The organism is Natrononativus amylolyticus (assembly GCF_024362525.1).
GTDB lineage: Archaea > Halobacteriota > Halobacteria > Halobacteriales > Natrialbaceae > Natrononativus > Natrononativus amylolyticus.
The window spans coordinates 772,332-795,362 of the sequence record NZ_CP101458.1; the positions used below are offsets into that span (position 1 = coordinate 772,332).

The 23,031-nt window shown below is 59.1% G+C and carries 20 protein-coding genes; all 20 read right to left on the reverse strand.

Going from position 1 to position 23,031, the window contains the following annotated elements; all coding sequences use genetic code 11:
- Positions 1-159 precede the first annotated feature (159 nt).
- Positions 160-1,698 carry a hypothetical protein gene (locus tag NMQ11_RS03890; protein WP_255170088.1) on the reverse strand — a complete coding sequence of 513 codons (1,539 nt, stop codon included), beginning with the start codon at positions 1,696-1,698 and terminating at the stop codon, positions 160-162.
- A 75-nt stretch (positions 1,699-1,773) separates the two neighbouring features.
- Positions 1,774-6,243 (reverse strand): midas domain-containing protein, encoded by a 4,470-nt coding sequence (locus NMQ11_RS03895; RefSeq protein ID WP_255170089.1) that lies wholly within the window; start codon positions 6,241-6,243, stop codon positions 1,774-1,776.
- A gap of 8 nt (positions 6,244-6,251) precedes the next feature.
- Entirely contained in the window at positions 6,252-6,614 is a 363-nt protein-coding gene (locus tag NMQ11_RS03900; protein ID WP_255170090.1) for a hypothetical protein, read from the reverse strand.
- Positions 6,611-7,243 (reverse strand): hypothetical protein, encoded by a 633-nt coding sequence (locus tag NMQ11_RS03905; RefSeq protein WP_255170091.1) that lies wholly within the window; start codon positions 7,241-7,243, stop codon positions 6,611-6,613. Before NMQ11_RS03905 ends, NMQ11_RS03900 begins: the two co-directional genes overlap by 4 nt.
- A 162-nt stretch (positions 7,244-7,405) precedes the next feature.
- Positions 7,406-9,259 carry a right-handed parallel beta-helix repeat-containing protein gene (locus NMQ11_RS03910; RefSeq protein WP_255170092.1) on the reverse strand — a complete coding sequence of 618 codons (1,854 nt, stop codon included), beginning with the start codon at positions 9,257-9,259 and terminating at the stop codon, positions 7,406-7,408.
- A 44-nt stretch (positions 9,260-9,303) separates the two neighbouring features.
- Positions 9,304-10,065 (reverse strand): hypothetical protein, encoded by a 762-nt coding sequence (locus NMQ11_RS03915; protein ID WP_255170093.1) that lies wholly within the window; start codon positions 10,063-10,065, stop codon positions 9,304-9,306.
- Between the two features lies 1 nt (position 10,066).
- Positions 10,067-11,812, reverse strand: a complete 1,746-nt coding sequence (locus NMQ11_RS03920) for a LamG domain-containing protein (protein WP_255170094.1) — start codon at positions 11,810-11,812, stop codon at positions 10,067-10,069.
- A 137-nt stretch (positions 11,813-11,949) separates the two neighbouring features.
- Positions 11,950-12,849 (reverse strand): hypothetical protein, encoded by a 900-nt coding sequence (locus NMQ11_RS03925; protein WP_255170095.1) that lies wholly within the window; start codon positions 12,847-12,849, stop codon positions 11,950-11,952.
- Positions 12,850-12,858: 9 nt separating this feature from the next.
- Entirely contained in the window at positions 12,859-13,347 is a 489-nt protein-coding gene (locus NMQ11_RS03930; protein ID WP_255170096.1) for a hypothetical protein, read from the reverse strand.
- Between the two features lie 3 nt (positions 13,348-13,350).
- Positions 13,351-16,014: a phage tail tape measure protein gene (locus NMQ11_RS03935; protein ID WP_255170097.1), complete on the reverse strand. Its 2,664-nt coding sequence runs from the start codon at positions 16,012-16,014 to the stop codon at positions 13,351-13,353.
- A gap of 143 nt (positions 16,015-16,157) precedes the next feature.
- Positions 16,158-16,637, reverse strand: a complete 480-nt coding sequence (locus tag NMQ11_RS03940) for a hypothetical protein (protein WP_255170098.1) — start codon at positions 16,635-16,637, stop codon at positions 16,158-16,160.
- 3 nt (positions 16,638-16,640) lie between these two features.
- A complete protein-coding gene (locus NMQ11_RS03945) occupies positions 16,641-17,147 on the reverse strand; it encodes a hypothetical protein (RefSeq protein WP_255170099.1) in 507 nt (168 codons plus the stop codon).
- A gap of 9 nt (positions 17,148-17,156) precedes the next feature.
- A complete protein-coding gene (locus NMQ11_RS03950; protein ID WP_255170100.1) occupies positions 17,157-17,663 on the reverse strand; it encodes a hypothetical protein in 507 nt (168 codons plus the stop codon).
- A complete protein-coding gene (locus NMQ11_RS03955) occupies positions 17,660-18,043 on the reverse strand; it encodes an HK97 gp10 family phage protein (RefSeq protein WP_255170101.1) in 384 nt (127 codons plus the stop codon). Before NMQ11_RS03955 ends, NMQ11_RS03950 begins: the two co-directional genes overlap by 4 nt.
- Positions 18,040-18,396, reverse strand: a complete 357-nt coding sequence (locus tag NMQ11_RS03960) for a hypothetical protein (RefSeq protein ID WP_255170102.1) — start codon at positions 18,394-18,396, stop codon at positions 18,040-18,042. Before NMQ11_RS03960 ends, NMQ11_RS03955 begins: the two co-directional genes overlap by 4 nt.
- Positions 18,397-18,984, reverse strand: a complete 588-nt coding sequence (locus NMQ11_RS03965; RefSeq protein ID WP_255170103.1) for a hypothetical protein — start codon at positions 18,982-18,984, stop codon at positions 18,397-18,399.
- 15 nt (positions 18,985-18,999) lie between these two features.
- On the reverse strand, positions 19,000-19,371 hold the full coding sequence (locus tag NMQ11_RS03970; RefSeq protein WP_255170104.1) for a hypothetical protein: 372 nt from the start codon (positions 19,369-19,371) through the stop codon (positions 19,000-19,002).
- Positions 19,372-19,378: 7 nt separating this feature from the next.
- Positions 19,379-20,338, reverse strand: coding sequence for a phage major capsid protein (locus tag NMQ11_RS03975; RefSeq protein ID WP_425607700.1), 960 nt, complete (start codon positions 20,336-20,338; stop codon positions 19,379-19,381).
- Between the two features lie 49 nt (positions 20,339-20,387).
- On the reverse strand, positions 20,388-22,028 hold the full coding sequence (locus NMQ11_RS03980) for an XkdF-like putative serine protease domain-containing protein (RefSeq protein WP_255170105.1): 1,641 nt from the start codon (positions 22,026-22,028) through the stop codon (positions 20,388-20,390).
- Between the two features lie 180 nt (positions 22,029-22,208).
- Complete coding sequence (locus tag NMQ11_RS03985; protein ID WP_255170106.1) at positions 22,209-22,967, reverse strand: phage minor head protein; 759 nt, start codon at positions 22,965-22,967, stop codon at positions 22,209-22,211.
- Positions 22,968-23,031 lie beyond the last annotated feature (64 nt).

The window sequence follows — 23,031 nt, forward strand, 5'->3', positions numbered from 1 at the left end:
TCGACGGTTTCGTCGTTCGCGAGCCTGGCTATCAGCAACCGAGGCACTCAGCGCCAGACTACTTGGTGAGAACGTCGTATGCCGAGGGAGCGGAGATCGCTTGTGTATCTTGAAGAAAATATCGGTTCCATGGGGGAGGGACGGGCAACACCCGTTTCCCTACTCACCGTTGGATTCGAGTTCGCCACCGAGAGTCGAACCACCGGTGCGTTCAACCGTCCCGTTAACCCTAACGTCGCCATCGTGAGAGACGCCGTGCCAGGCCGCGACATCGAGTTCGCAGGTCTCGCGAATCAGAACATCACCGATAAGATCCGTATCGACGAGTCGCCAACGCTCGACCGGCACATCGAACCGAAGTGCTGTTCCATCGGTCTCGATCACGCAGTCTCGGATCGTCGGCCGCGAACAACCATCCATGACGACCATGCCGTGTCGTGTTGCAACACCCTGGTCAGCACCGATAAACCGACAGCGCTCGAAAACCACGTCCGGCCCGCGAAGGTAGGCAATGTAGTCATCGTAATCGGCGACCGTCTCCGCCTCGATCTCGAGGTCCTGGAGAACCGTCGGCGCTCGAACCGAGAGCTGGCGACCACCTCCACCGGTGTCGACGAGGTGGACGTTGCGGATAATCGCCGGGCCGTCCTGGTGACAGCGGATGACTTCGTTGGTCTTGGCCGCGTCAACCTCGATCTCGAGACCGTCGACAATCTGGCGGTCGCCCTCGTTGATCCAGAGTCCGGTCCACGCATGACCGGGGTGGTCTTCAACGACGATTCGACACTGTTCGAGGCGATCGCGATGCCCGAGCCGGAACGCCGCGCCGGCGCAGTTGACGGCGGTGCACGCCCGGAGAATGTTCACACCGGGGCCATTCGTGACATAATAGCCGTTATCGAACCAACCCTCGAGATAGCATGCCTCCCAAAGATTGGTCCCGACGTGGTCGGGCTCAGCGCTGATCGGGATGGCGTAGCCGACGGCATCCTCCTCATCCTCGTGATACGTATCGCCATCGGGAAATCGGATGCCGCGGGCGACGTTGACTGCGTCTTCCTTGGTTGCGTCGAGACGGAGAGTATGTCGGTCGCCTTTGAGACCGATCCGGTTGCGCTGGCCTTCGATCGCAAGGTTCTCGAACAAACCGTAGCTGGTCGTCGAGACACGAGCGATGCCGGCATCGATGCTCTCGCCAACCACGTCGAGCGTAAGGTCCCGGAGCTCGTGGCGTTCACCTTCGATACGGGCCAGCAACGAGACGTCCTCGCCGACATCAATTCGAGAGTGACCTTCACCAACGATGCCGAGATAGACGTGGTCGCGGGCCTCAAGCCGGGAGTTCCACAGTTGGCTGTCAGGGACGATGTAGCGATGACACCGGCTCTCTGGTGGCCGGCCATCATAATGGGCCTGAATCGCCTCAGCGACGTCCTCGTCAAGGTCGCATCCGAGATCGTGACCGACATGAACGGTCTCCAGTGAGTCAGACAGGTCGTCGAGATGTTTCTCGAGCTCACCGAGGCCGTCGATGATCGAGTCGATTTGGGGATCCTTGTCAGCGTCGAGGCTCTCCTCGAGGTCGTCAAGTCGTTCGTACACGTCGTCGATCTCTGCGTAGACGGCCTCGAAGTAAGGTTCTGTTTGTCGATTAAAGATACCACTCGGTCGTATGTCTCTGTCTGTATGGCGTGCCATGAGTGGAAACAGTGCCGCGACCGGATTCCGCCGGTTCGTTAGATTACGATACTGATGCTCCGAGTGTTGTGAGGATTATAGGTTTCGTTCGTAGATGTAGATCGTTCCGCTATCGAACTCCTGGCTTTCAAAGTAAAATTCGAGGCTCTCGATACCCGTCGCGTCGAAGAAAATCCCTGAGAGAATCCCATCCAGGGTATGTCGTCCGAGTGGCGGCCCTGAGATGGCCGTCCGGTTACTGCCGCCCGCAAGCTCAATGCTCCCAGATAGTTCCATGTTCGTCCACTGATCAACCGTCCCGATAGGAAAATGGTCGTCGTCCTCATCACTGTCGCCGACGACGTTTACCCAGTCATACTCGTCATCATCATTCCCGTTAACCCGCAGTCGAAGCATATCTGCTCCACTGGTTGTTCGTAAATGATCGAAGTGAACGCGGACGACCTCCGGGTTTGAGAGCTCGATTTCGACCGAGGAGCCGCCGAGATCAACCTCCTTGAGATGCGACCACTGCAATCCTGCCAGGATGTTGGAAATATCCGACTCGATCGCGTCCACGTCTGAATTGACTGCGGAGACGTCACTTTCTACGCTTGAAAGGTCCTCATCAAGCGCGACGAGATCACCACCCATTGTAATGTCGTTCGGGGCGTTGACCTGTCCAGAATCGGGGTGCATCTCCAACAGACGGCCAACACCATCGCCACCCGCCCAAAACCGGATTCCTCGGCCATGAGATGCGAGAATTGTATAGGCTGATTCGTTTTCGCCATCGGACGCATCTCGAAATCGGAGGACATCGTTACCATCGACTTCGAGGCCGACCCAGCTCTCAAAAGTGTCGTCTACGTTCCGAGCTTCTTCGAGACCGACCTTATGTGGGTTGTCAGTGTTTCCTTCGTGGTCGGAGAGACTCGAGGCCACAGCGTCAACATCGGATTCTAAGTCGCCGACGTCGACCTCGAGGTCAGAAAACTCTGTCTCAGACGGTGCGCCAACCTGCTCGTTCGTCACCGAGTGCGGGTTCCCTGTGTCGCTCTCGTGGCTTTCAAGACCAGACTCGACCGCAGAGACGTTTGAGTCGGTCGTGTTAACATCCTCCTCCAGGTCGGAAAACTCCGTGCTACTGGGTGCACCGACCTGACTGTTTGTGACGTTGTGCGGGTTTTCCTCGTCGCCTTCGTGTGAAGCGAGATCGAAATCGACCGCGCTGATGTCCTCGTCCAGACTGGCGACATCGTCCTCGAGTTCAGAAAATTCTACATCGCTCGGAGCCCCCACGTTCTCGTTTGTCACCGAGTGTGGGTTCGTCGTGTCGGAGATGTGATCGTCGACATCTGACACGAGCTCTGAAAACTCAGTGTCACTCGGTGCATCGACCTGACTATTCGTGACGTCGTGGGGATTTTCCTCGTTATTTTCGTGTGATGAAAGGTCCGACCCGACCGACGAAATATCCGAATCGAGAGCGTCAACGTCGTTCCCGAGATCCGAAAACTCCGTGTCGCTGGGTGCACCTACCTGGCTGCTGGTGACGCTATGGGGGTTCTCCTCGTCGACCTCGTGCGAGAAAAGGTTAGACTCAACATCCGAAAGGTCGTTCCCGAGCCCATCAACGTCTCCCTCAAGATCGTCGAACTCGCTATTACTGGGTGCTTCCACCTGACTACTCGTAACATTGTGCGGGTTATCTTCGTCGCCTTCGTGCGAAGCGAGATCGGACTCGACCACCGACACGTCTGACTCGATCGACATAACATTGTCCTCGAGACCAGATACCTCCGACGCGAGACCGTCGAACTCGCTATCACTGGGCGCGCCCACCTGCTCGCTCGTCACCTGGTGGGGGTTCTCCGTATCGACCTTGTGGTCCTCAAGGTCGCCTTCGACGATCGAAAGCTCCGACTCGAGGTCGGAGACATCGCCTTCGAGCATGCTTGTATCGTCCTCGATAGCGTCGATCTCCGCCGCGAGCCCCTGGATGTCGCCATCGAGGTCGCTGATCTCTGTCTGGAGAGCGTTGATGTCGTCCTGAGTTGCGGCTTCCCGCCAGTCGGACCACCCGTTGTCGCCAAGGGAGCGCCGCCAATAGAGGGTTGTCAGCCCATGTAGTTGGAGGGCGTCGTCAGAGGCGACTTTGTACGTCCTGACGATCGCGCCCTCAGTGGGGTATCCCGTGTGGTCTTCTCCGTCACCGACGCTCGCGATGCTCACACCGTCAGGATACGAGTCTGGTCCATCCTCCGCCGCTGGCGCGTCGCCCAGATAGGGATGGATCGAGCCATCGCCAGTAATCCCGAGGGTCGCCTCGAGGTCACTGTCGACGCCGATCGGGACCGCGCTAGCCTGCTCTGCGGTAACATCGTGTGGGTTGGATGTGTCACTCGTATGGCTCTCGAGATCTCCGTCGACCGCGCTGACGTCGCTCTCAAGATCGCTGACAGCTCCCTCGAGTCCATCAACATCGTCCTCAAGGTCGTCGAACTCAGCGTCACTCGGTGCGCCAACCTGTTCACTCGTTACCTCGTGGGGATTCGTCGCCTCCGCCTCATGATCGGACAGATCGCTTTCGACCGTAGAGAGGTTCGATTCGACATCCGAGAGGTCGTCCTCGAGAGTGGATACTTCCCCCTCAATATTGTCAAACTCCTCGTCGCTCGGCGCACCTACCTGGTCGTTCGTCACCGAATGCGGATTCTCTGTGTCATCCCCGTGGCTAGTAAGATCACTCCAGACTGTTGAGACGTCGGACTCGACCGCGTCGACATCCTCACCTATATCGGCAACATCGGTCTCGAGTGATTCAAACTCTTCGTCACCAGGTGCCCCGACTTGCGTGTTCGTGACGTTGTGTGGATTCTCCTCGTCACCTTCGTGCGACGAGAGATCTGACTCAACCGTCGAAAGTTCTGACTCGAGTGTGTCAATCTCGTCCTCGAGGCCCTCAAAGGACTCATCGGACGGTGCCCCGACCTGGTTGCTGGTGACGTTGTGGGGGTTTTCCTCGTCGCTCTCGTGCGAAGAGTGATCGGACTCGACCATCGACACGCCGTCCTCCAGTTGGCTGAACTGCTCGCTGGATGGCGCATCGACCTGTTCGTTCGTCACCGAGTGTGGGTTCTCGGTATCACTCTCGTGATCAGATAGATCGCTATCGAGACTATCGAGGTCATCCCCTAAGTTGCCGAACTCTGTGTCGCTCGGCGCGCCCACTTGTTCGTTCGTCACCGAGTGGGGATTCTCCTCAGCATCCTTGTGGTCGGACAGGTCCGACTCAACCGCGGTGACATTTGAGCCTACTGCGTCGACATTGGACTCTAAGTCGCCGACGTCAGCTTCGAGCGATCCAAACTCCTCGTCGCTCGGTGCTCCGACTTGGGAGGTAGTTACTGAGTGCGGGTTTTCAATATCGCTTTTATGTGAGGTGAGATCGGACTCGACCGACGAGACATTGCTTTCGACATCTGAGAGCTCCGCGTCGATCGTGTCGACATCTTCTTCAAGATCGTCGAACTCCAAGTTGCTCGGTGCTTCGACCTGACTGTTCGTGACGTTGTGTGGGTTTTCTTCGTCGTCTTCGTGAGTCGAGAGATCGGAGTCGAGCGACGAGACGTCGTCCTCGAGAGAGTCCACGTCGCTGTCGATTCCATCTACCTCCTCTTCGAGATCATCGAAGGCCCCACTGCTGGGCGCATCGACTTGGTCGTTCGTGATGTTGTGGGGATTTTCCTTGTCGCTCTCGTGACTTCCAAAGTCGTTCTCAACCACCGAAATATCGGACTCGACTGCGCTGATGTCCTCATTCAGATCGCTGACATTATCCTCGAGATCCGAGAACTCCTCGTAACCCGCGGCGCCGGTCTGGTCGTGGCTTACCGAGTGGGGATTGTTCGTACGGACCTCGTGATCCTCGAGGTCGGTGGCAACGCCGTCGATCTCCTCCTCGAGCTCGTCGACATCGTCGGCTACGTCGCCAACATCACCGTCGACATCGGCAACCGCCGCGTCGAGGTCCTCGTTGCGGACTGCATGATTATCCTCCTCGGGACGCTGGGTGATCGTGATCGCCTCGAACGACTGCGATGGCCCTCGGTTCTCGAGCACGACTGTACCGCTTTCTGTGATGGTCCCAAGTCGCAGCCGTGGCTCCTCGGGACTGTCGTCGCTGTCACTGGTGGCGACCAACTCGACGACGTTAGGTACCTCATGTTTGATCTCAGCATCGAGCCAGATGACAGTGTCAGTATCGCGACTCTCCTCCAATTCAATCGTTTCCTCCGGGTACCGTGTCGGGAACACTCCCTGGAGCCAGTTCATCCCCGGGCGACCGTCCGGAAGGTCCTCTTCAACGAGGACAGCCTGGCCTTCCGAAACGGTGACCTCGTCGCCGTTACCACCGACGTCGAACTCGAAGCCGTCGACGACGAACGACGTTTGCCCAGTTGCGGCGAGAGCGGCGATCGCCGCGGCGCTAGCCCAATCGGCGTGGGCTTGGTCACGATCGATACCGAGGCCGACGTCTTGTGGCGTGATTTGGCGATCCATCATGCACCTCAGATGACGATCGTAAACGAGCCGGTGAACACAGTAGCGCGTTTGTCGTCAATCGTCACCCGACAGACGTGGTGGAGGGTGATGTCTTCCTGGTCCTCAGGAATCCACCCCTCCGTATCGCCGGTCTCGATCAGAATCTCCGCCTCACCGATCTCCTCGTCTACGATTTCGATTCCACCACCGTCAGTGGTCTTCTCGAGTTCGGCGTCTTCGTCGGCGTCAAGCCGATCCTCTTTGATCAGGTACTCGACCTCGGCCTCCCCGAGATCGACCCGTTCGTCTTTCGAGTCCCGCACTATGAGCGGAATGAGCAGTGCGTCGCCTTCGTGGTAGTCCTCAATGTCTTGTCTGCTGTGGCTCATGCTAAGTTTTCGATGGTTGTAGACACTCGCGTGTCCAGGATTTCGCCTATTAACAGCTCACCCTCAACAGCGTAGTCAGCAGCGAGGCGGTCGGCCTGAAGGCCGTACTCACCGCTGGCTGGCTCACCACGGAGACGATACTCAACGTCGACCGCCTCATCGACGAGATCGTAGACTGCCGTAATCGCACGGTCGATCGCGTACTCGATGTCGAGCACGTCTGCCTCGATGTCATATTCGATCGCTGCCTCCGCGGTCCTGATCGTAAACTCGACCTCAAGGGGATCGACGGCGACGGCGTGCCTGCCGACGAGCGGGGTGACCCGGACGCCGTATTGGGTGGCAGTGGCCTCCACCTCAAGTCGGTAGGTCCCGTCGACGTCGCGAGTAGCGGGGTACGTCCTCTCGACCGCACCCCAGCCGATGTTGTAGACCACGTTGATCGCACCGGCACGGGGCGGGAGCGCGACCTCGATCGGCTCGACCCGGGCACCGTACTCCGCACCAGAGTGGACTCGGTTCAGGATTCGAGCGTGTCCGAACTGCGTCACCCCGAAACGGAAGTTACCGAACCGTGCCGAGCGAAGCGTCTCCTGGTCGTCGGGCTCGGTCTCCTCGTCGGAACTCATGATAACAGGAACACGAATAGGGCCGTGTCGCCGCCTACCGCTTTTTTACCCGCCCCGGTGACTGTACGTCGGCACCACTACCAACACATCTTGAAAGTCATCAATATGTAATGTTCTTTCCTCATGATATTCATAGATTGTAGCTAAGCTATCGAAGGTCTTTCAGCCGACCCGGGTGATCGACAGCCAGGTCTCGCTACTCCATTGTGCGATAGACCGATCGTTTCCAGATGACTGGCGCGTCTCGGCGGTGATGGCGTCGCCCTCCTCGAGCTCAAACACCTTCGAGATGGCGATAGAAGTGTTATTTCCATCTGGCCCCCAAAATCCGCGCTTCAATGCCGCCTCAGTATCATCAACAAGGACTCGGAGGCGCATCTCATCGTCTTCTGAGCCACCTGCGTATCGTAGTTGTGACTCGATCTGCCAAGTACCGTCGGCAGGAATCGTGTACTTGTAGTCTGATGTGTCCCAAGCACCCCAATGGTCGTGGGTCCCGATACCACTGACATTATTGAACTCGATGGGGTACCACTCATTGTCACCAGGCACGGTCTGACTATCTTCTATCGAAACTAGCACTCCTGTCCGCTGGGGATCGTTGTCGATCACCAGGTTGGTGCCTACGCCCGTCGTGTGACCGACGCGAAAAACACCTTTGAACCCGTCCAAATTGAGGTTGTTCCGTAAGATGCGCCCCTGGACGAAGTTTCCACGTCCGACGTTGGGTGTGATTTTGAGGCCGCCGTCGTGCCAGCCATAGCCGGTGATGACGTTTCCCGACCACATATCGCAGTCGATCTCCATGTCCCAGTTATCATTCGCCTCACCGAGGAAATTGAACTGGTTGCCGTTGACTTCGATGTCGCCTTCGGCGTAGAATCCCCGCTCTGAGTTGCCACCAGCAAGGATGCGCCCTTCGATCGAGTTGACCCAGTCCGATCCCTCACCATCGGAGCCATCAGGGAAAACGTGGCACCCCACCTCATTATCCCACACGATAACATCGAGTTTCGCGTTCTGGTTGTACCCCGTCAACTGGACGCCGTCGATACAGCCCCGGACCGAGACGTTTTCGACACACCAGTTATCGAAGAAATTGCCTGTCTGGCCGATCCTGATCCCATAGTCGCTATCAGAATTACCCATAATCGCGAGGTCTCGGAGGATTACGTTTGGTGCAGTGATGTGGACGCCGGGACCACCTGAGACGTCGATTGCCGGGTCAATGCTCGCAGATCGGGAGTCGCCACCACCGACGATTTTCACAGCCTGATCGACTTCGATGTTGGTTTCTTCGAGAGTGCCAACGATTTCAATTGTTCCGAACGCAGGGATATCCCGGAGAGCGTCAGTGATCGACTCGTACTTCTGACCAGGGCCGACGTAGTAGCGCTCATGGACGCTCCTCGGTTCGATGTCATCACCGACGCGATCGGCAAAGCCACCGATCTCATCCTCCAGATTGTCAACGCGACCGTCCACCCCCTCGACCTCCTCAAGACGGGCCGCGTGGTTTGAGTTCTCAGGCGTGGTGGTGACTGTCAGCGTACCGAAGGTGCCGTCGGCAGTGAGTATCTCGTCGGCATCTATAACACCTACAGTGATGTCTTGGGTGTCGATCTCGCTGGGATCCCGATCATAATCTATCGGGTCAACAACATCGACCACGATGAACCGGTCGCCAGCAGGCGCAGTCCAACGCTTATCGTCGTCGAACCGTGCGACGAACAACCCGATGTGGCGCCCTTCGCGCGAAAGGTGGGCAGCCTCGACGTGGTGTTCGACCTTGCCACTGTCTTCGTCAACGGTGTCGGCGCTTTCGTTGACGATTAGTTCCGGATCGCCAGTATCGACATATTCGAGGTAAAACCGGACGCTGTCGGCGTCCTCCAGCGTGAGTGGATCTCCCTTGTCAGCCGGTCGTGAACCCTCTTCATGAAACCGCGTTCTAAACGGGAGGTAGGTATCGCCTGCTTTTCGTACGTAGTCCGGTCGTCGATCTGTATGACTCATGAGTGTGATGTGACGGTGGAATCGCTACCAGTGTTCGAGTGTGATTAAACGAAGCGCGTGACGCTGCTGACGTCGTGTGAGACGTTGATAGAGCCGCGGTAGCCGACCCGTCCCAGCCCCTGCGGGACGTCGCCAGTCCCATCGGGATAATCCCCGTATGGCCAAGCAACATCGGCGATTGCCTCGACGTCGAACTCATCGGCGTCGTATGCCTCACTCGACCAAGTCGTGAACGGGAAGTCATTAGCCTCGAACAACAGTGCTCTGACACCACGCTTGTTGCCGTCATTGCTCTCGTCGGCATCATACCAAACGATGACTCCGACCAACCAGGTCCACTCGTAGGCTATCCAGTCAACGTTGACGTCATCGTCGTTCGCGACCGTGTATCGGTTCCCGTCCGAGTCGCGAATCTGGACACGGAACGTCTCGTCGTCAATGAACTCGAGCTGATAGCGCGGATAGCGATCGCCGCTGCCGCCGAAGATAAACCACAGCTGCCACGGCTCATCGCTGATCTCATATCGCGTGACATAGCCGAATTCGGTACCAGATTTTGGGTACTCTTCGAGGCCGTCTCCGGGCTGGGACTCGATCTCGGTCGTAAACTGCTCCGGACTTCGATAGCCGTAGACACCCGTGTAGGCCGCAGCGCTCGTGACACCGCCATACTCAGCGTACAGCGACTCGTACGGAGCGAGATTTCCCCGTCCGAAGTCATCAATCGAGATCTGTTGGTCGACCGGTGCAAGGACGCCGTTGCGGCCGGTGAGCACGCCGTTGCGGCCACCAAAAACACCAGTCATCTTACAGACCTCGTTTGATCCGGCGCTGCTCGCGACGGAGACGTTCGCGTTCGGTCGCTGCCGTTACAATCGTCTCAAATTCGAGGTGACCATCCGCGGTTCCCTGCGAGACCGAGAAATCTGACCCCTCGAGGAGCTTTGGATTCCCAGCTGGCTCGGCGCCATGGTTCGTTCCGTGCTGTCCGCCGACATGATCCCAGATCGTCGACCCGTTCCGGTATGGTCCCTCGCTGAGCGTCCAGCGGTGTCGGCGGTAGCGAGCCGGGATCTCTCCACCGCGCTCGAGTGCCCGGTAGTGGGTGGGCTCAAGACGTCGTGACAGCGCTGGGTCGTCAATGTAGCCACGGAACCTGTCGGTTGATTGTCGACCTAGCCACCAGACATCGGTCGGTGTTCCCAACCGGCCCTCGAACGTGTCCTCATCGGTGATTGTGCGGTTTTCGGCGCCATGACCAGCGCGGATCACCGTCTCGTCGCTGTCGGCGTCGTACAGCCAATCGACGTGGACAAACGCCCAATCATCAGGTGCGTCCCCGTCAGGAAACGACGCAACCGTGGCTGTGTCACTGGTCGACCCGAGTACCCACTCGATGCGTTCGGCGTCGCTGACGACGACTCGGCTCGAGTCCGTCCCAATTGGGCGGAACTCCCAGTCCGTCTCGGCGCGTACACCGGGGCGAACCCATACCGTAAGTGACCCGGAATCCGTGAGCCCATCCCAGGTCGCCGCTGGGAGCTCGACGTAGCTGCTATCATCACCGTCGAAGAACAGACTGTAGGGGCCGACACGGCGCTCGTTATCGATCCCCGTATCCTCGATTATGTATGCCGGGCCAGGGTCGACGAACACGGGGAACGTCTCGATCTCGAGATCGCGTTCCTCCTCGTCGATGCGCTCCTCGACGAGCGACCGCGCTTTGGTCTCGCACTGTCGGTCAGACACGAGTGAGGCATCTTTGTCGGGGTAAACGACCGTTGCCTCTTCTTCGGTGAACCCATACTCAGCCATGAGCCGGGCGACCTCGTTCTCGTCGATGTACTCGCCCTCGTAGCGATCGCCGTTGCCGTCGCGAGCACCACGAACTATCGCGCTGTTGGCATAGTCGTAGACGTCCCGCGAAGTGGTCGAATTCACCGTTTGCCAGGTTTGTGGACGAACTGCCTGCTTGCGGCGGAACGATGTTGCCTTCCGCGGGCGCTTACGGTCGACGATAAACCGGAAACCGAGATCCTCGTGGATATCCTGTAGGACCTCGAGAGGCGAGCCGTCGTACTCGGCGCGGTCGATCGGCCGACCCTGAGCTGGCCGGACGACCGTGATGTCCCACGAGGGAGCGGCCTTGTGCCAGCAAGCACGGATCGCTCGCCACTCGGTCGTATTCTCGGCCACGAACTCAACGTAGCCGCGCTCGAGGTCGCCAGCGGAATCTGGCCCGGTCAGCGTCGATGTTGCGTCATTCGGATTCGTATCTGGCGCTTTGAGGGTCCCGACGTATACGATTTGCTCGTCGCGTGTAATGTAGGCTGTCGACCACGCCCAGTCCTCGAGGTCACGATCAACTGGGACTTGGACTTGCCAGTCGCTCACCCCCGAGTGAACGCGTTGGGGCGAAATATCGGTGATCGCCTCGATCTCCTGGATCTCATAGCCGAGGGTGTCCTCTTCGTCAGCTTCGGTTGGATCGACGGCACCAGTCTTGACGCCATCGCGAACTAAGGTGATCGCATACTGCCCTTCGATGCGCATGATAACGTCATCGCGGTCGACGTCGGGACCAGACGACGACGGTGAGCCATAAACGCCTGGAAACTGACCGCCCGACGTCGCCGGTCGCGGCCTGCCGTAGGTTGGCCCACAGATCTCGTGTTCGTCTCCTGGCATGGCTATCGGATCTCGTAGTGGAACTGTGCGGAGAGCCCTTCGGGGTCCTCGATATCGGTACCTGAATCGTTCCAGAGTCGCAGCCAGCAGATCTCAGTCGAGCCGTTGGCCTCGAAGTCGAAGATCGGCGAGCCAGTCTCGAACTGTTCGGTCGACTCAACGACGTTTCCGGTTGGGTCGACGAACTCGAGGTGGACCCCCGACCGGAGACCGGTCGACGTCCAATCGTCACGGGTGGCGTTATCGAGTTCGGCTACTCCCCATGAGAGTGCAACGAGTTCTGCGTCCCCGGGGATGAAGATCGCCTGCGAGCGAACGTCGCCCTCCTCGAGCATGGTGGCGTTGATATCAACGGTATGCATCTCGGCATCCTCGAGGCGCTCAAACACGAACACCCGTCGATCGGAGACATAGTCGTCAGCATCGAGGTGTTCGGTGTTCGACGCCCCCGCCGGCACCCAGACGATCGCGAGCGGCACCCCCGTCTTGCCGGCCGTCGACGGTGGTGGTGGGTGGGGCGCCCCGGCAAACTCGAGTGTCTGTTCGTTACCGTCGTTGTCGATGTAAGTCACTGGCTTGCCGCGTTCACCCTTTAACACCTCGACGTTCCCGCCTGGGGACGCCATAATTACGTCCTGGCGGGCCTCGTCATCCTCGCCGAGATTATCGTCGAGAATAGCCTGTTGGCTGTCGACATCGTGACGATTGTCGTCAATTTGGACGGCGCCAGCGAGGACGTCTACGTCGATGACGCTCCCAGAGTCACCCAGTTCGACAAGGCAGTCATCCGAGTCGGGGAGATCGTCGGGCATGACGATCACGCCGTTGCCACGCCCGGCACGGACTGCCTGCTGGGTGTCGATCGCGAGGATGCCATGCTCGTTGCGTAGGTCGTAGCTCATGGTTTCGGTTTAGGTCCCCCACTGGAGATCGGCAGTCACCTCATCGTGGGAGTCGTACTCGTTGAACGGTGCCACCTTCATCACTGAAAACTCGATACCGCAGGCCGACCGTCCTACTGGTGGTCGGGGATTGCCACCATCGATCAGTCCCCAGAGACCGGGCACTGGATCTTTCTCTGGCTCGGCGGGCTCGAGACCGATCAGGAGGCTATCGGCACCCGGCGGAGTCTGCTCGGTCCAGTAGTATCGGCTCGACTCCGTCGGCTTCAGAACGTACGCCCCAGCATAGGTGAGCTTCTCGAGTGCGAGGTCGTACCGTTCGAGGTGATCGTACTTACGGTGGGTCTGCTGGCGGCCGGATACCGGAACGAACCCAAAGAAGTACTCGCCCCTGTCGCCGACCGTTGGCGCCGGCGTCGAGTGCTCAAGAGCGTCCGCCAGGATCGTCCCATCTCCAAAGTGGAGGTACCAACTCGTATCCGGCCCTCTGTGTCTCATGTGTTATTGTCTTAGGCTCGCGCTTCGGTGGCGAGTACTCCGCTTCTCGACGTTGTTTAGTTCCGCGACCAGGCCGTGTTCGAACAGTAAGTCGATGAGTAATGAGAGCAGCTGGTCGAGATCCGAGTCGCCGGTGGTTGGTGTCTTGATCTCGAGCTCGGCGCCCTCGAAGCTGACCGACTGGCCCCCACCGCTGCCAGCGCCAGAGTTCTCAGCGCGGGGCGTAATCGTGGCCGCCTCTGCGAGTCGATCGCTCATCTGCGCGACCCGGCCGGTCTTCGACTCCGCCGAATCGACGAACGTCTCCGGGAGTGCTTCGCCGGCAGTGCTCAGATCGCTCAACGGCCCCTCGTCGGCGTCGGACCCAGGGAGGTGGCTCCGTACGCTGGACGCCAGGCTACTGGCAGCGTCACGCGCTTCGCTGGCGCCCGATGAGATCCCTGAAGCCAGTGACGAAGAGACTGCCTCGCCTGCCGATCGCAGGTTCGACCCTGAGAGCGGACCGATCGCTCCTGGCGGCAATCGGTCGCTGATGTCGTCAGCGATACCCCGGATGGAGCCGACCGGATCGTCCGAGAGCAAGTCAATCCCACCAGTGAACGAGGATACGAGATCGGTCCCCGCATCCGTTGGAGAGGTGAGTGGTCCAGTCACGGCGCCGTCACCGAACGGGAGCCGGTCGCCGATGTCCGTGACGATACCAGTCGCCCTGTCGACCGGGTCCTCGGCGAGCAAGTCGATACCACTTGTAATTGAGGAGATAAGACCTGTCCCAGCATCCGCCGGTGCTGTGAGCGGACCGGTGACCGCGCCATCGCCGAACGGAAGCCAGTCACCGATCTTACTGACAATCTCGAACACGGTATCGATTGGATCCTCAGCAAGCGACGAGATGCCGCCACTGAGCGCGGTTACAAAATCAGAACCAGCGGACGCAGGATTGGTGAGCGGTCCGCGGTTTGCTCCGTCGTCAAACGGGAGCAGCGATGCGACATCCGTGATCATCTCGAACGCCCGCTGATGGGGATAGGTGATCCTGTTGAAGATTCCCGCCGCGAACGTCATCGGCAGCGACTCACCAGCAGAGGTGAGATCAGATAGCGGCCCCTCGTCGGCATCTGAGCCAGGGAGCAGGTGGCGCACTCGAGCCATCCCCTCCTCGATCCGTTCGCGAGGCCGGCCAATCACGGACTGGATGCCCGACGAGAGCGCAGTGATCGCATCGCCACCGGCACGCTCCATCCGCCCGACCGTCCGGTCACGCCAGCCCATCACGATCTCCTCGAGATCATCGAAATCGCCCCGGACGATCGCGAGACCTGCTCGCAGCACAGTGACCGCGTTGTCGACACCCTGGACGAACACCAACTCGAGAGCGCCGCCGATTGCGCTGAGCACGGGCATGACCCGTGGCTCGAGTTCTTCCCAATCGTTGCCTATCCTCGTCGTGACGGTGTCGATGCGACCGCCGACGGACTCGACCGTCTCTGCGACATCGTCGCGAAGGACGCTTGCGAACGGTTCAACGACTTCGCGAGCCCGACCAAAGGCGGTCTCGGTGATCGTCCGAATGCTGCCGATATCGTTATCGAAGGCGTAATACAGCACGCCCGCCGCAGCAGCGACAGCCAGCAGCGGGGCAGCGACTGGCGCGATCGTGGTGGCGGTGGCGGTGAAACTTGGGATGACCGTCGCCATGTTGATCGTCGAGATGGTCATCAGCGTCCCGCCGAGCCCCATTAGCGCGGGCCCGAGTGCGTCAACGGGGCCGAGCATCCCACCGAGTGCCAGCTGGGCCTCCTCGAAACGCTGGCGCATCCGATCGGTCGTCGTGACCGACTCGTTGGCGGCGTCCGCGTACTGATCGGTCATACCTTCGGCGTTCTCGAGACCTTCGGAGTGTTTCTCGAGGTTTTCATCGGAGAGCCCCAGCGTCTCCATGAACGCCTCCTGGTCGCCATCGGCCTCGTTGGTCGCCTCGCGGAACTTCTGGATCGCCTGGCGGCCCTGGTACCCTTCGTCCTCAAGGGCAGCCATGATTGCCGCCGTCTCGTCGAGGTCGAGTCCGAGTTCCTGAATTTCGTCGGACGACCGGTTGATCATCCCGCCGAAGTCCTCGACCGATTGCGTCGTATTCCGGTTGACGTAGGTGAACGTGTCCTGATGGTCCTCGATGTCCTCGAGGCCGTCACCGAACGCGCTCAGTGCTGGTCCGACGCTATCCGTGATCGCCTCCGCGGTCGTGCCGGTTGCGTCAGCGATATTGTCAGCGGCACCGGCGACCCGCTGCATGTCCTCGGCGGTTTCGACACCCTGGCGGGCGGCCGAGTCCATCGTAGCGGTGACGTCCTCGAGGGGGTAGTCTGCTGAGCTAATCGACCGCGCTAACGAATTTGCCTCACCCGATGTCAGGCCCATTGACTGCGCTGTCCGGCCGAGGAACTCACGCATATCCTGAGTATTCTGGGTGGTGTTCTCGATCGCACCACCAATGGCAGCGATCGCGCCACCCGCAGCAGCACCAGCGGGATCGAGATCAAACAGCGACCCGGCGGTGTTGTCGACACTATCCTCGAAGTCGCCGGTCGCCCCCGCGGCGTCGTCTATCTCAGACGTGTATTCAGAGGCATCTGCTGCAAAAATGCCACGGAGGACGTCAAATGCCATCTAGTATCAAAACGTAATGTTAGTGGTCGTCGTTCAGTCGCCTTCGTTGAGCGAGTTCCAGTTGTACCGATACCACTGGCGTTCGGTCTCGTCCATCTCAGCCCACTCTTTCAGGCGAATGCCGTAGTGGGCCAGCAGTTGGCCTAGCCCCCGCCCCGATTTCGACGTTGCCGCTTTTTTATGTCGGCCTCCATCAGATCTTCCTCCGCCTGAATTAGGTTGAGGTACTCGCGACGCTTCTTGATCGAGAAGTTCTCGTAGAACCAGCTGGCAGTCATCCACTTGGGTTCAGCTGCCTCACCCAGCGTCTTGCACATCCATCTGACCTCCTCGGCGTATTTCTCCTCGAATGACTCTACGTCCATCCGAGCGATGCGCTCCTCGACCGTCGCGACGCGATCGGACGTTGGGCCGTCAAACGTGTCGAACTTGATCTGCTCGCCACCGACTGGGAGCCGAACTATCTCCTCGGCCAGCGTGTTCTCGACTTGCTGCTGGAGTGAGCTCGCCACCCGCTCCGTTGCCTGTTTCTTGACCGTCTCGGTTGCGGCCTGGGCGCGGATCGCCGTCTGACCTTTTGGTCGACCGCCGTCCCCCCCAGACTGCGCTGTGGCGTCGGTCATGGGTTAGACCTCCTCGCCGATCGTCGGCACATACGGCCGTCCGTTGACATTCGCCTCCCAGTTCAGGTCGCCGGAGTCTCCCTGCTGGAGGTCCATCTCGCTCAGCATCGGATCGAACGATGGCAGCACTATCCGGTCGACTGGCTCGAGGTCGTCGTATGGGCCGTCGGGTCCACGGTCGAACACGTGGACCTCGGCGGCTTCCCAGGTGTCGTGGAACAGGAAGTAACCCTCTTCGTCGGTGATGCCCATGTCCTCGAGGGCGGGCAGTCCAATCGTCACGAACTGGCTGAACTCGACGCCGAACTCGCGGTGGCCGCGGAACTGCTGTGTGATCTCACCTGTCGACGGATTGATCTCCCACTCCTCGGCGTCCTGGTCGATTGGCTGGACGCCTGCCTGCGTATAGCCGATCGCGATCTTCTCTTCCTCCTCGTCCTCGTAGTTTTCGACTCGGTATAGCTCCCAGTAGTCGCCGTTGTAGGCGTCTGGATAGGATTCGTCTGGCATTGTATTGTGTTACTTTGGCTGCGTTTCTTCAGTTGTGGTCGTATTCGTCACCTGCGGGCGGTACAGTCGGGTCCGCTCGTAGTGGAACTCGTCGGCAATCGACCGGCTGACGTCCTCCGATGGGACCGTTCGCTCCCAGCCGACGGCGCCGTGAGACCGGAGACCGGGGATGCCAGGCACGGTCATCGTGCGCGTGACCTGGTCGGAGATGTCGTGCAGTGTGAGGTCTGCGTAGTTGTCCATGTACCAACTCGAGGTAACCTCGATCTCGACCGGCGCTGACAGCCGGATCTCGTCGGCGGTGTTGTTCGTCTCCGAGCCGTCGGACTCGACGTCAACGACCACCGCGATCGGTGGCCGGCGATCGTCCGGCGGATCGCGGGCGTAGATCCGACTATCACTGCCGACATCCTCCTCGGGATCATACTCGAGGAGATCACACAACTCGTCGTTCCCGCGGAGTGTACCTAGCAGGTCCTCGAGGACGTCTTTCGTGCGGCCGGTCGTGCGGGTCACTGTCCGAACACCTCGGCGCTGGCGTTTCGGATTGCCTGTTCATAACGCTGCATCGCCCAGTCGCCCTCTTCCTCGAAGGCCGGCTCGAGGAACGGATAGAGGTCCTCTTGGAACTCAGCATAGAACACATTCGTCCCGGCAACGACACGGATCACCTTCGTGCCCAGTTCCTCGACTTCGAAGCCGATCGAGGAGTGCATGCGGCCGGTGTCCCACTGGTCATTCTCCTCAATGTTGCGCTGGATCGCACCCTGGAACCGGGCGCCGATGTTCGTTGCTGCGTCCTCGAGTTCGCTTTCGATCACGGCGTCGAACTCCTCGAACATCGCGATAATGTCGCTCGGTTCGTGGCCATCGAAGTGGACGTCGGCGTCGATCAAATCGCACGCACCTCCACGTCGACGCGGGCGAGTTGCTTCCACCGATCGTATCGCGGGTGGATGTTCTCGATGACGAACTGCTCGTCGCGCCGGGACAACTCGAGTTCTTTGCCCTCTGAGAGGACGTCGAACTGGTTGATCGGCCACTCGAGGCTGGGATTGCGGTAGACGCGCTGGCCGGAGTCCTCCTGGACCCAGCCCTGCCCGCCATGCGAGTACGACACCGGGATGTCCTCGAGTTCGACGACCTCCTCCGTTTGGACGCCGTCATGGCTGTCTTCGTCTTCGGCCTGCTCGGTATCATAGAGCGTGGCGGTGTCGTCGGCACGATCACGCTGGCGGTGGCTGACCATTCAGATCAGCCTCGCTCCCGAGTAGTAGCTGTCCGGTCGGTACTGCTGGACCTCGGCTGCGACTGTCGCCCGGATCTCTCCGGGTGGCCGATAGGTGTAGCTGGCGTCGCCGGACGACTCCTGGCTCAATCCGTCGGTCGGAATCTGCTCGAGCACCGATCGGACGAGGCGGACGATGCCGTTGCGGACAGCTCCCGGGACGTCGTCATATCCGTACGTGTACTCGACGTCGATGTTATACTGACCTCGCGGCCATCGGCCGTCGACACGCACGAGGTGCGTATCGAGCACACGATAGGCGCCCTCATCAAGGACGCCGCCATCGACAGCCACCGACTCGACCGACCGGATCGGTCGCTTGGCCAAGATCAGATCGCGTCGGTCGCGCTTAGTATCGTCACCTGATAGGATTACGTTCGTCTCGGTAGGTTCAAACCGAGTGTTCGTCCACTCGTGGATGTCGTCGACGGCGTCATTGATGAGTTGGGTGAGCAGGCTATCCCAAGTGTCTTCGCCGACGTTTGAGAACGACTCAGCGCCAAACGGCAGCTGCTTTTCGACCTTGATGGGCTCTACGTACGGAGGCATATCTCAGTTCCCAAATTACGACTCGAGTACGGCTCGACGTTCCTCGATCGCGTTGACAACGCCGTTTCGGTCACGACCGTTACGTTCGGCAGTTTCGATCGCATCGAGATGATCGTCTGCATCGCCGGCAGCGATATCGTCTATAATATCGGTCATTGGGGTCCGATCAACGAACGCTGTAGAGTCAGCTCCAGGCTCGTCTGCAGACTCTGTATCGGTGTCGACGGTATCCTGATCATCGACATATTCGAAATACCCTGCCTCGTCGACGAGGTATTCAGCATCATCGGCGTCAACCGACGCGGTGTCCCCTGGTCGTGTCCGGATGTCACGTCCGGAGTACCCTCGAGGGCCGTCCGCTTTGTGACGAACTGTGCGCTCAGTCATGGCTCAGTTAGGTCGTCTCCTCTTCGAGATAGGTGAGCGGATCGCCGAGGTTCTCGACGAGCACACCAGCGTCCATATTTTCGATCGCGAAGTCGTCGTCACCGCGCATGAAGTACCGTCCGAAGAGGTCGCGTTCGCTAACCTTGTCGGACTCAGTGAGGACTTCTACCTCAAGATCGCGGTTGAGCGCGTAGATGAGGTTCTGTGGGTCGGTGAATAGCGCCGTGTCGTCGGGCCACAGGCCGCTACCGATGATCGGGAAGTCAAATGGGTTCACGTCCGCTTCGCCGAGAATGACGTTGTCGCCGAGTGGCGTCTCACGGTCGACCAGCGAGTAATGGTAAGACAGCAGCTGGTCGCTCGAGACGACCAGTGCCGGACTCATTCGCTGGCGATACTTCGAGTCGAGCTGGGCAATCGTCTGGATGATCGTGTCGTTGTTGAGGACGTCGCCCTCGGCGTCTTTGGTGTCCATCTCGCCATCAGCGATCGTAATCCAGCCGTCGTTCTGGTTCTCGAACCCATCCGCAGAGTCCATGTCGCCGTTCGCACCGAGGTCCTCGGTATCTGCAGACCACGCATCGGTCATCTGCCCCAAGATTTTGTCAGCGAGTGCCGTTCCCTCGGGATTCTCATCGACGAGTTCCTGTGGAAGGTCCCAGGCAACGGTTCCCTTCTCGGTGCTGATCGAGATGTGGTCCGTCGAGAACTCGGCCTCGTTTTCGTTCCACTCGCCTTCGTTCTGATTACGGCGATGGCGCTCGCCGATATTGAGACTCGGGATCCGCGTTTTCCGTGAGACGACCTGGACAGTCCGGACTGCCTCCATCAGTGGTGTGGCGTGTTGGACGTCAGTCCAGAACTCGTCCCAAAGCGGGTCTGGAAGTGTTCCTCCCGCCTCGAGGTCGTCGGTTGTCAGTGCGTTCTTTTCCGTAACGTGGCTCAGATCGGTTGTGATTGAACTCATAGTGATATCTCTCGTTGTATGTGGTGTGTCTCGTCAGTGATCGGTGTCCTCAAAAACCCATGAACGCGCGCTTCTGTTCGTCTTCGTCTATCTCATCGTCCTCGCCGTTACCAGCCTTCGTCGCGTCACCACGAATTTGGTGACTCCGGCCAGACGCTTTCGCGAGATTCGCGAGATCGGTGCTGTTCTGCTCGACCTGCTTGCCGATGCTTTCGATCGCGTCAACGACATCACCGAATGTCACCTCATTCTCGCCCTTCTCAGCGTTCTCATCGTCAGTGTCGGTATCGTTGTTATCTGCTTCGCCGTTCTCACCAACATCGTCGGCACCGTCATCGTCAGCGCTTTTCTCGGCATCATCGTCGCTGTCGAGAGCGTCATCGAGTTTCGTCTCGAGAGAAGTGAGGCGATCGGCGTTCTGTTCTGCGAGGCCCTTCAGAGCCTCCAGGTCATCCGTTTTGGTGTCAGTTTCGTTGCTGTTGGTCATCTTTGTCGTACTCATTTTTCGTACATCGCCCTCGATGAGTGCCTTCGCAAACTCACCTGCTTGCTCGGGATCCTCGAGTGACTTGGTGTCTGCCCCAAACTCACCGAGATCAAAGTCATAACGTGGGTTATCTGAGAACCGATTCATTTGGAACTCATCGGGGCCGGAGTTCAGCGCCGATTCGATCGAGTCGTGAGCTGCCATTAGGTAGCGCCGATTCTGCTCGTTTAGCGTCTGGCCTACCTTTTCCGTGTCATTGCTCGAGAAGAACGCTTTTAGTCGCTTGAGGAAGCTGACGTCTTCATCGTCGAGTTCTTTCTCGAGATCAACGTTGACATCCGTACCCGTGTCCGTATGCTCTTGGTTGGTTTCTTCAGTCATTGTATGGTCGTCAGATTTGAGTGATTGGCAGATGTGTGCTGCCTCGTCCTCGTCGTGACCCTCCTCCTGGAGACGGTCAATGCACGTTGACATTGAGCCGCCCGGGAGGCCGTCCTCGCCGCGTTCCTGTTTGACTGCCGCTTTAGCGAGGTAGCTGCCAAGGCGCTCGGCGTCTTCCTGGGAGTGTCCGCGCTCGAGGAGGATCTCGGTTGCTTGCTCGGGGTCGGTCAACGTCTCGGCGTTTTTCTCGAGGTCAGATTTCAGCATCTGTACCTGGGCACGCGGGACAGCCGGCATGTCGACGTCCGAAATCTCGTTGATGTAGCCTGCTTGGATTTCCGTCACCGGGCCATTCAACGTTACCTCGTCGGGAACGCGGACGTCGTCTGGAAGGGTATCTGGCGAGTAGGCTCGGAGGCCGCCTTCGGGGATCCGTCCCCCAATCGAGTAGCCAGCGAGAACGCCATCTTCGATCAGTTCCCACAGCTCGTCGTCGTAATACTTCCGCTCGATAACCCAGGTATCAGCAGGGTACTCCTGGTCACCGATCGTCGTAGGCTCATCGAGAAGGTACGACTGGATCGTCTCGGCGTCGTCTGTGGGGAACTTGACATGCATTGTCCCGTCGTAGACATCCCCGTCTTCATAGCGACGAGAATAGCCCGCCTCAAGTGCGTGAATCGCCCATCCCCTCGAAAAGTCCTGCTGGTGATCGACCTCATTGGGAACCATGACGACGCCAGTCGCGATCTGTTCCTCAGAATCGGTCGCCTTGATCGAGACCGTTTTCTCGAAGCTACGCTGGTTGTCGGTTGTACTCATTTCAGAACATGCCTATGGTGCCGGCTGTCCCTCGCACACGGCTCCCGGCAGGCCGGCGGTCATAGGGGACGGAGCTTACTTGATACGCTCCAACAGTACACGTTACTTACTAGTAGGAATGTATCCAACCCTACAAATTCGCATATGCATGCAGATTAGCATGGGAATTATTGCATTAGGTTACTCTGAGAGGCTGATGCGCTTGCCATCCATGATCGCTTCTAACTGAGTCTCTGTAAGGCTATCAGCGAAAACGGGCTGAATGCTACAACGACATCTAACGAACTCTTCTACTGGCGCTGATTTGTCACCAGGGTATTCCATATAGATGTTTCCTGGAAGTCGAAACGTTGAATCTACGGAAACGATCTGGTCGTGAACTGCCCCATGCGAGTCGCGCTGATTTCCATCCATCGCAGAGACCCAACGCTCGGCGACGACACCGTCTGCCTCCTGGAACGCTGAGTGGCTGCCTCGATTCGACGACGCGATCATTTCTGTTTGGGCCACCTCCTCGGCCTTCGTACCCTTTAGCCGCCCCTCGAAAACCTCGGTATTCAGCATTGTAGCGATCTCCTCAATGCTGTCGCCGTCCTGATGGGCCGATCGAAGTACGCGCGACACTTCATCGCTCATCGTGGCCACGACTTCGTTCGTCGATTCGATCGCCCACTCCTCAAGGGCCTCCAGCGTGTGATCCGGGACAACATCGAGGGTGACATCCAGCTGGTGGCGCCGGGCGGCGATCTCGCGACCGAGCTGGGCGCCCTCCTCGAGACCGGCCTCGTAGACGGCCATAATGTCACTGGTATAGCGACCGAACGCAGCTTCGACGTCTGCTCGGACCGATTGGAGCTGAGAGAGATCGACGTTGCCGCTACGAACCTGCTCGACCAAATCGCGTTGGGGGCTATCGAGGGCGTCGCCGAACTCGTCCATGAACTCACGGATCGCCCGTTCCTCGCGAGGTGAGAAGGTGTCCTTTGTGAGCAGTCGCTGATTC

Excerpts from the sequence above, each read along its gene's own strand:
- NMQ11_RS03890 (WP_255170088.1), bottom strand. The coding sequence starts at position 1,698 with ATGGCACGCCATACAGACAGAGACATACGACCGAGTGGTATCTTTAAT.
- NMQ11_RS03895 (WP_255170089.1), bottom strand. The coding sequence starts at position 6,243 with ATGGATCGCCAAATCACGCCACAAGACGTCGGCCTCGGTATCGATCGT.
- NMQ11_RS03900 (WP_255170090.1), bottom strand. The coding sequence starts at position 6,614 with ATGAGCCACAGCAGACAAGACATTGAGGACTACCACGAAGGCGACGCA.
- NMQ11_RS03905 (WP_255170091.1), bottom strand. The coding sequence starts at position 7,243 with ATGAGTTCCGACGAGGAGACCGAGCCCGACGACCAGGAGACGCTTCGC.
- NMQ11_RS03910 (WP_255170092.1), bottom strand. The coding sequence starts at position 9,259 with ATGAGTCATACAGATCGACGACCGGACTACGTACGAAAAGCAGGCGAT.
- NMQ11_RS03915 (WP_255170093.1), bottom strand. The coding sequence starts at position 10,065 with ATGACTGGTGTTTTTGGTGGCCGCAACGGCGTGCTCACCGGCCGCAAC.
- NMQ11_RS03920 (WP_255170094.1), bottom strand. The coding sequence starts at position 11,812 with ATGCGCATCGAAGGGCAGTATGCGATCACCTTAGTTCGCGATGGCGTC.
- NMQ11_RS03925 (WP_255170095.1), bottom strand. The coding sequence starts at position 12,849 with ATGAGCTACGACCTACGCAACGAGCATGGCATCCTCGCGATCGACACC.
- NMQ11_RS03930 (WP_255170096.1), bottom strand. The coding sequence starts at position 13,347 with ATGAGACACAGAGGGCCGGATACGAGTTGGTACCTCCACTTTGGAGAT.
- NMQ11_RS03935 (WP_255170097.1), bottom strand. The coding sequence starts at position 16,014 with ATGGCATTTGACGTCCTCCGTGGCATTTTTGCAGCAGATGCCTCTGAA.
- NMQ11_RS03940 (WP_255170098.1), bottom strand. The coding sequence starts at position 16,637 with ATGACCGACGCCACAGCGCAGTCTGGGGGGGACGGCGGTCGACCAAAA.
- NMQ11_RS03945 (WP_255170099.1), bottom strand. The coding sequence starts at position 17,147 with ATGCCAGACGAATCCTATCCAGACGCCTACAACGGCGACTACTGGGAG.
- NMQ11_RS03960 (WP_255170102.1), bottom strand. The coding sequence starts at position 18,396 with ATGGTCAGCCACCGCCAGCGTGATCGTGCCGACGACACCGCCACGCTC.
- NMQ11_RS03965 (WP_255170103.1), bottom strand. The coding sequence starts at position 18,984 with ATGCCTCCGTACGTAGAGCCCATCAAGGTCGAAAAGCAGCTGCCGTTT.
- NMQ11_RS03970 (WP_255170104.1), bottom strand. The coding sequence starts at position 19,371 with ATGACTGAGCGCACAGTTCGTCACAAAGCGGACGGCCCTCGAGGGTAC.
- NMQ11_RS03975 (WP_425607700.1), bottom strand. The coding sequence starts at position 20,338 with ATGAGTTCAATCACAACCGATCTGAGCCACGTTACGGAAAAGAACGCA.
- NMQ11_RS03980 (WP_255170105.1), bottom strand. The coding sequence starts at position 22,028 with ATGAGTACAACCGACAACCAGCGTAGCTTCGAGAAAACGGTCTCGATC.
- NMQ11_RS03985 (WP_255170106.1), bottom strand. The coding sequence starts at position 22,967 with ATGGACGAGTTCGGCGACGCCCTCGATAGCCCCCAACGCGATTTGGTC.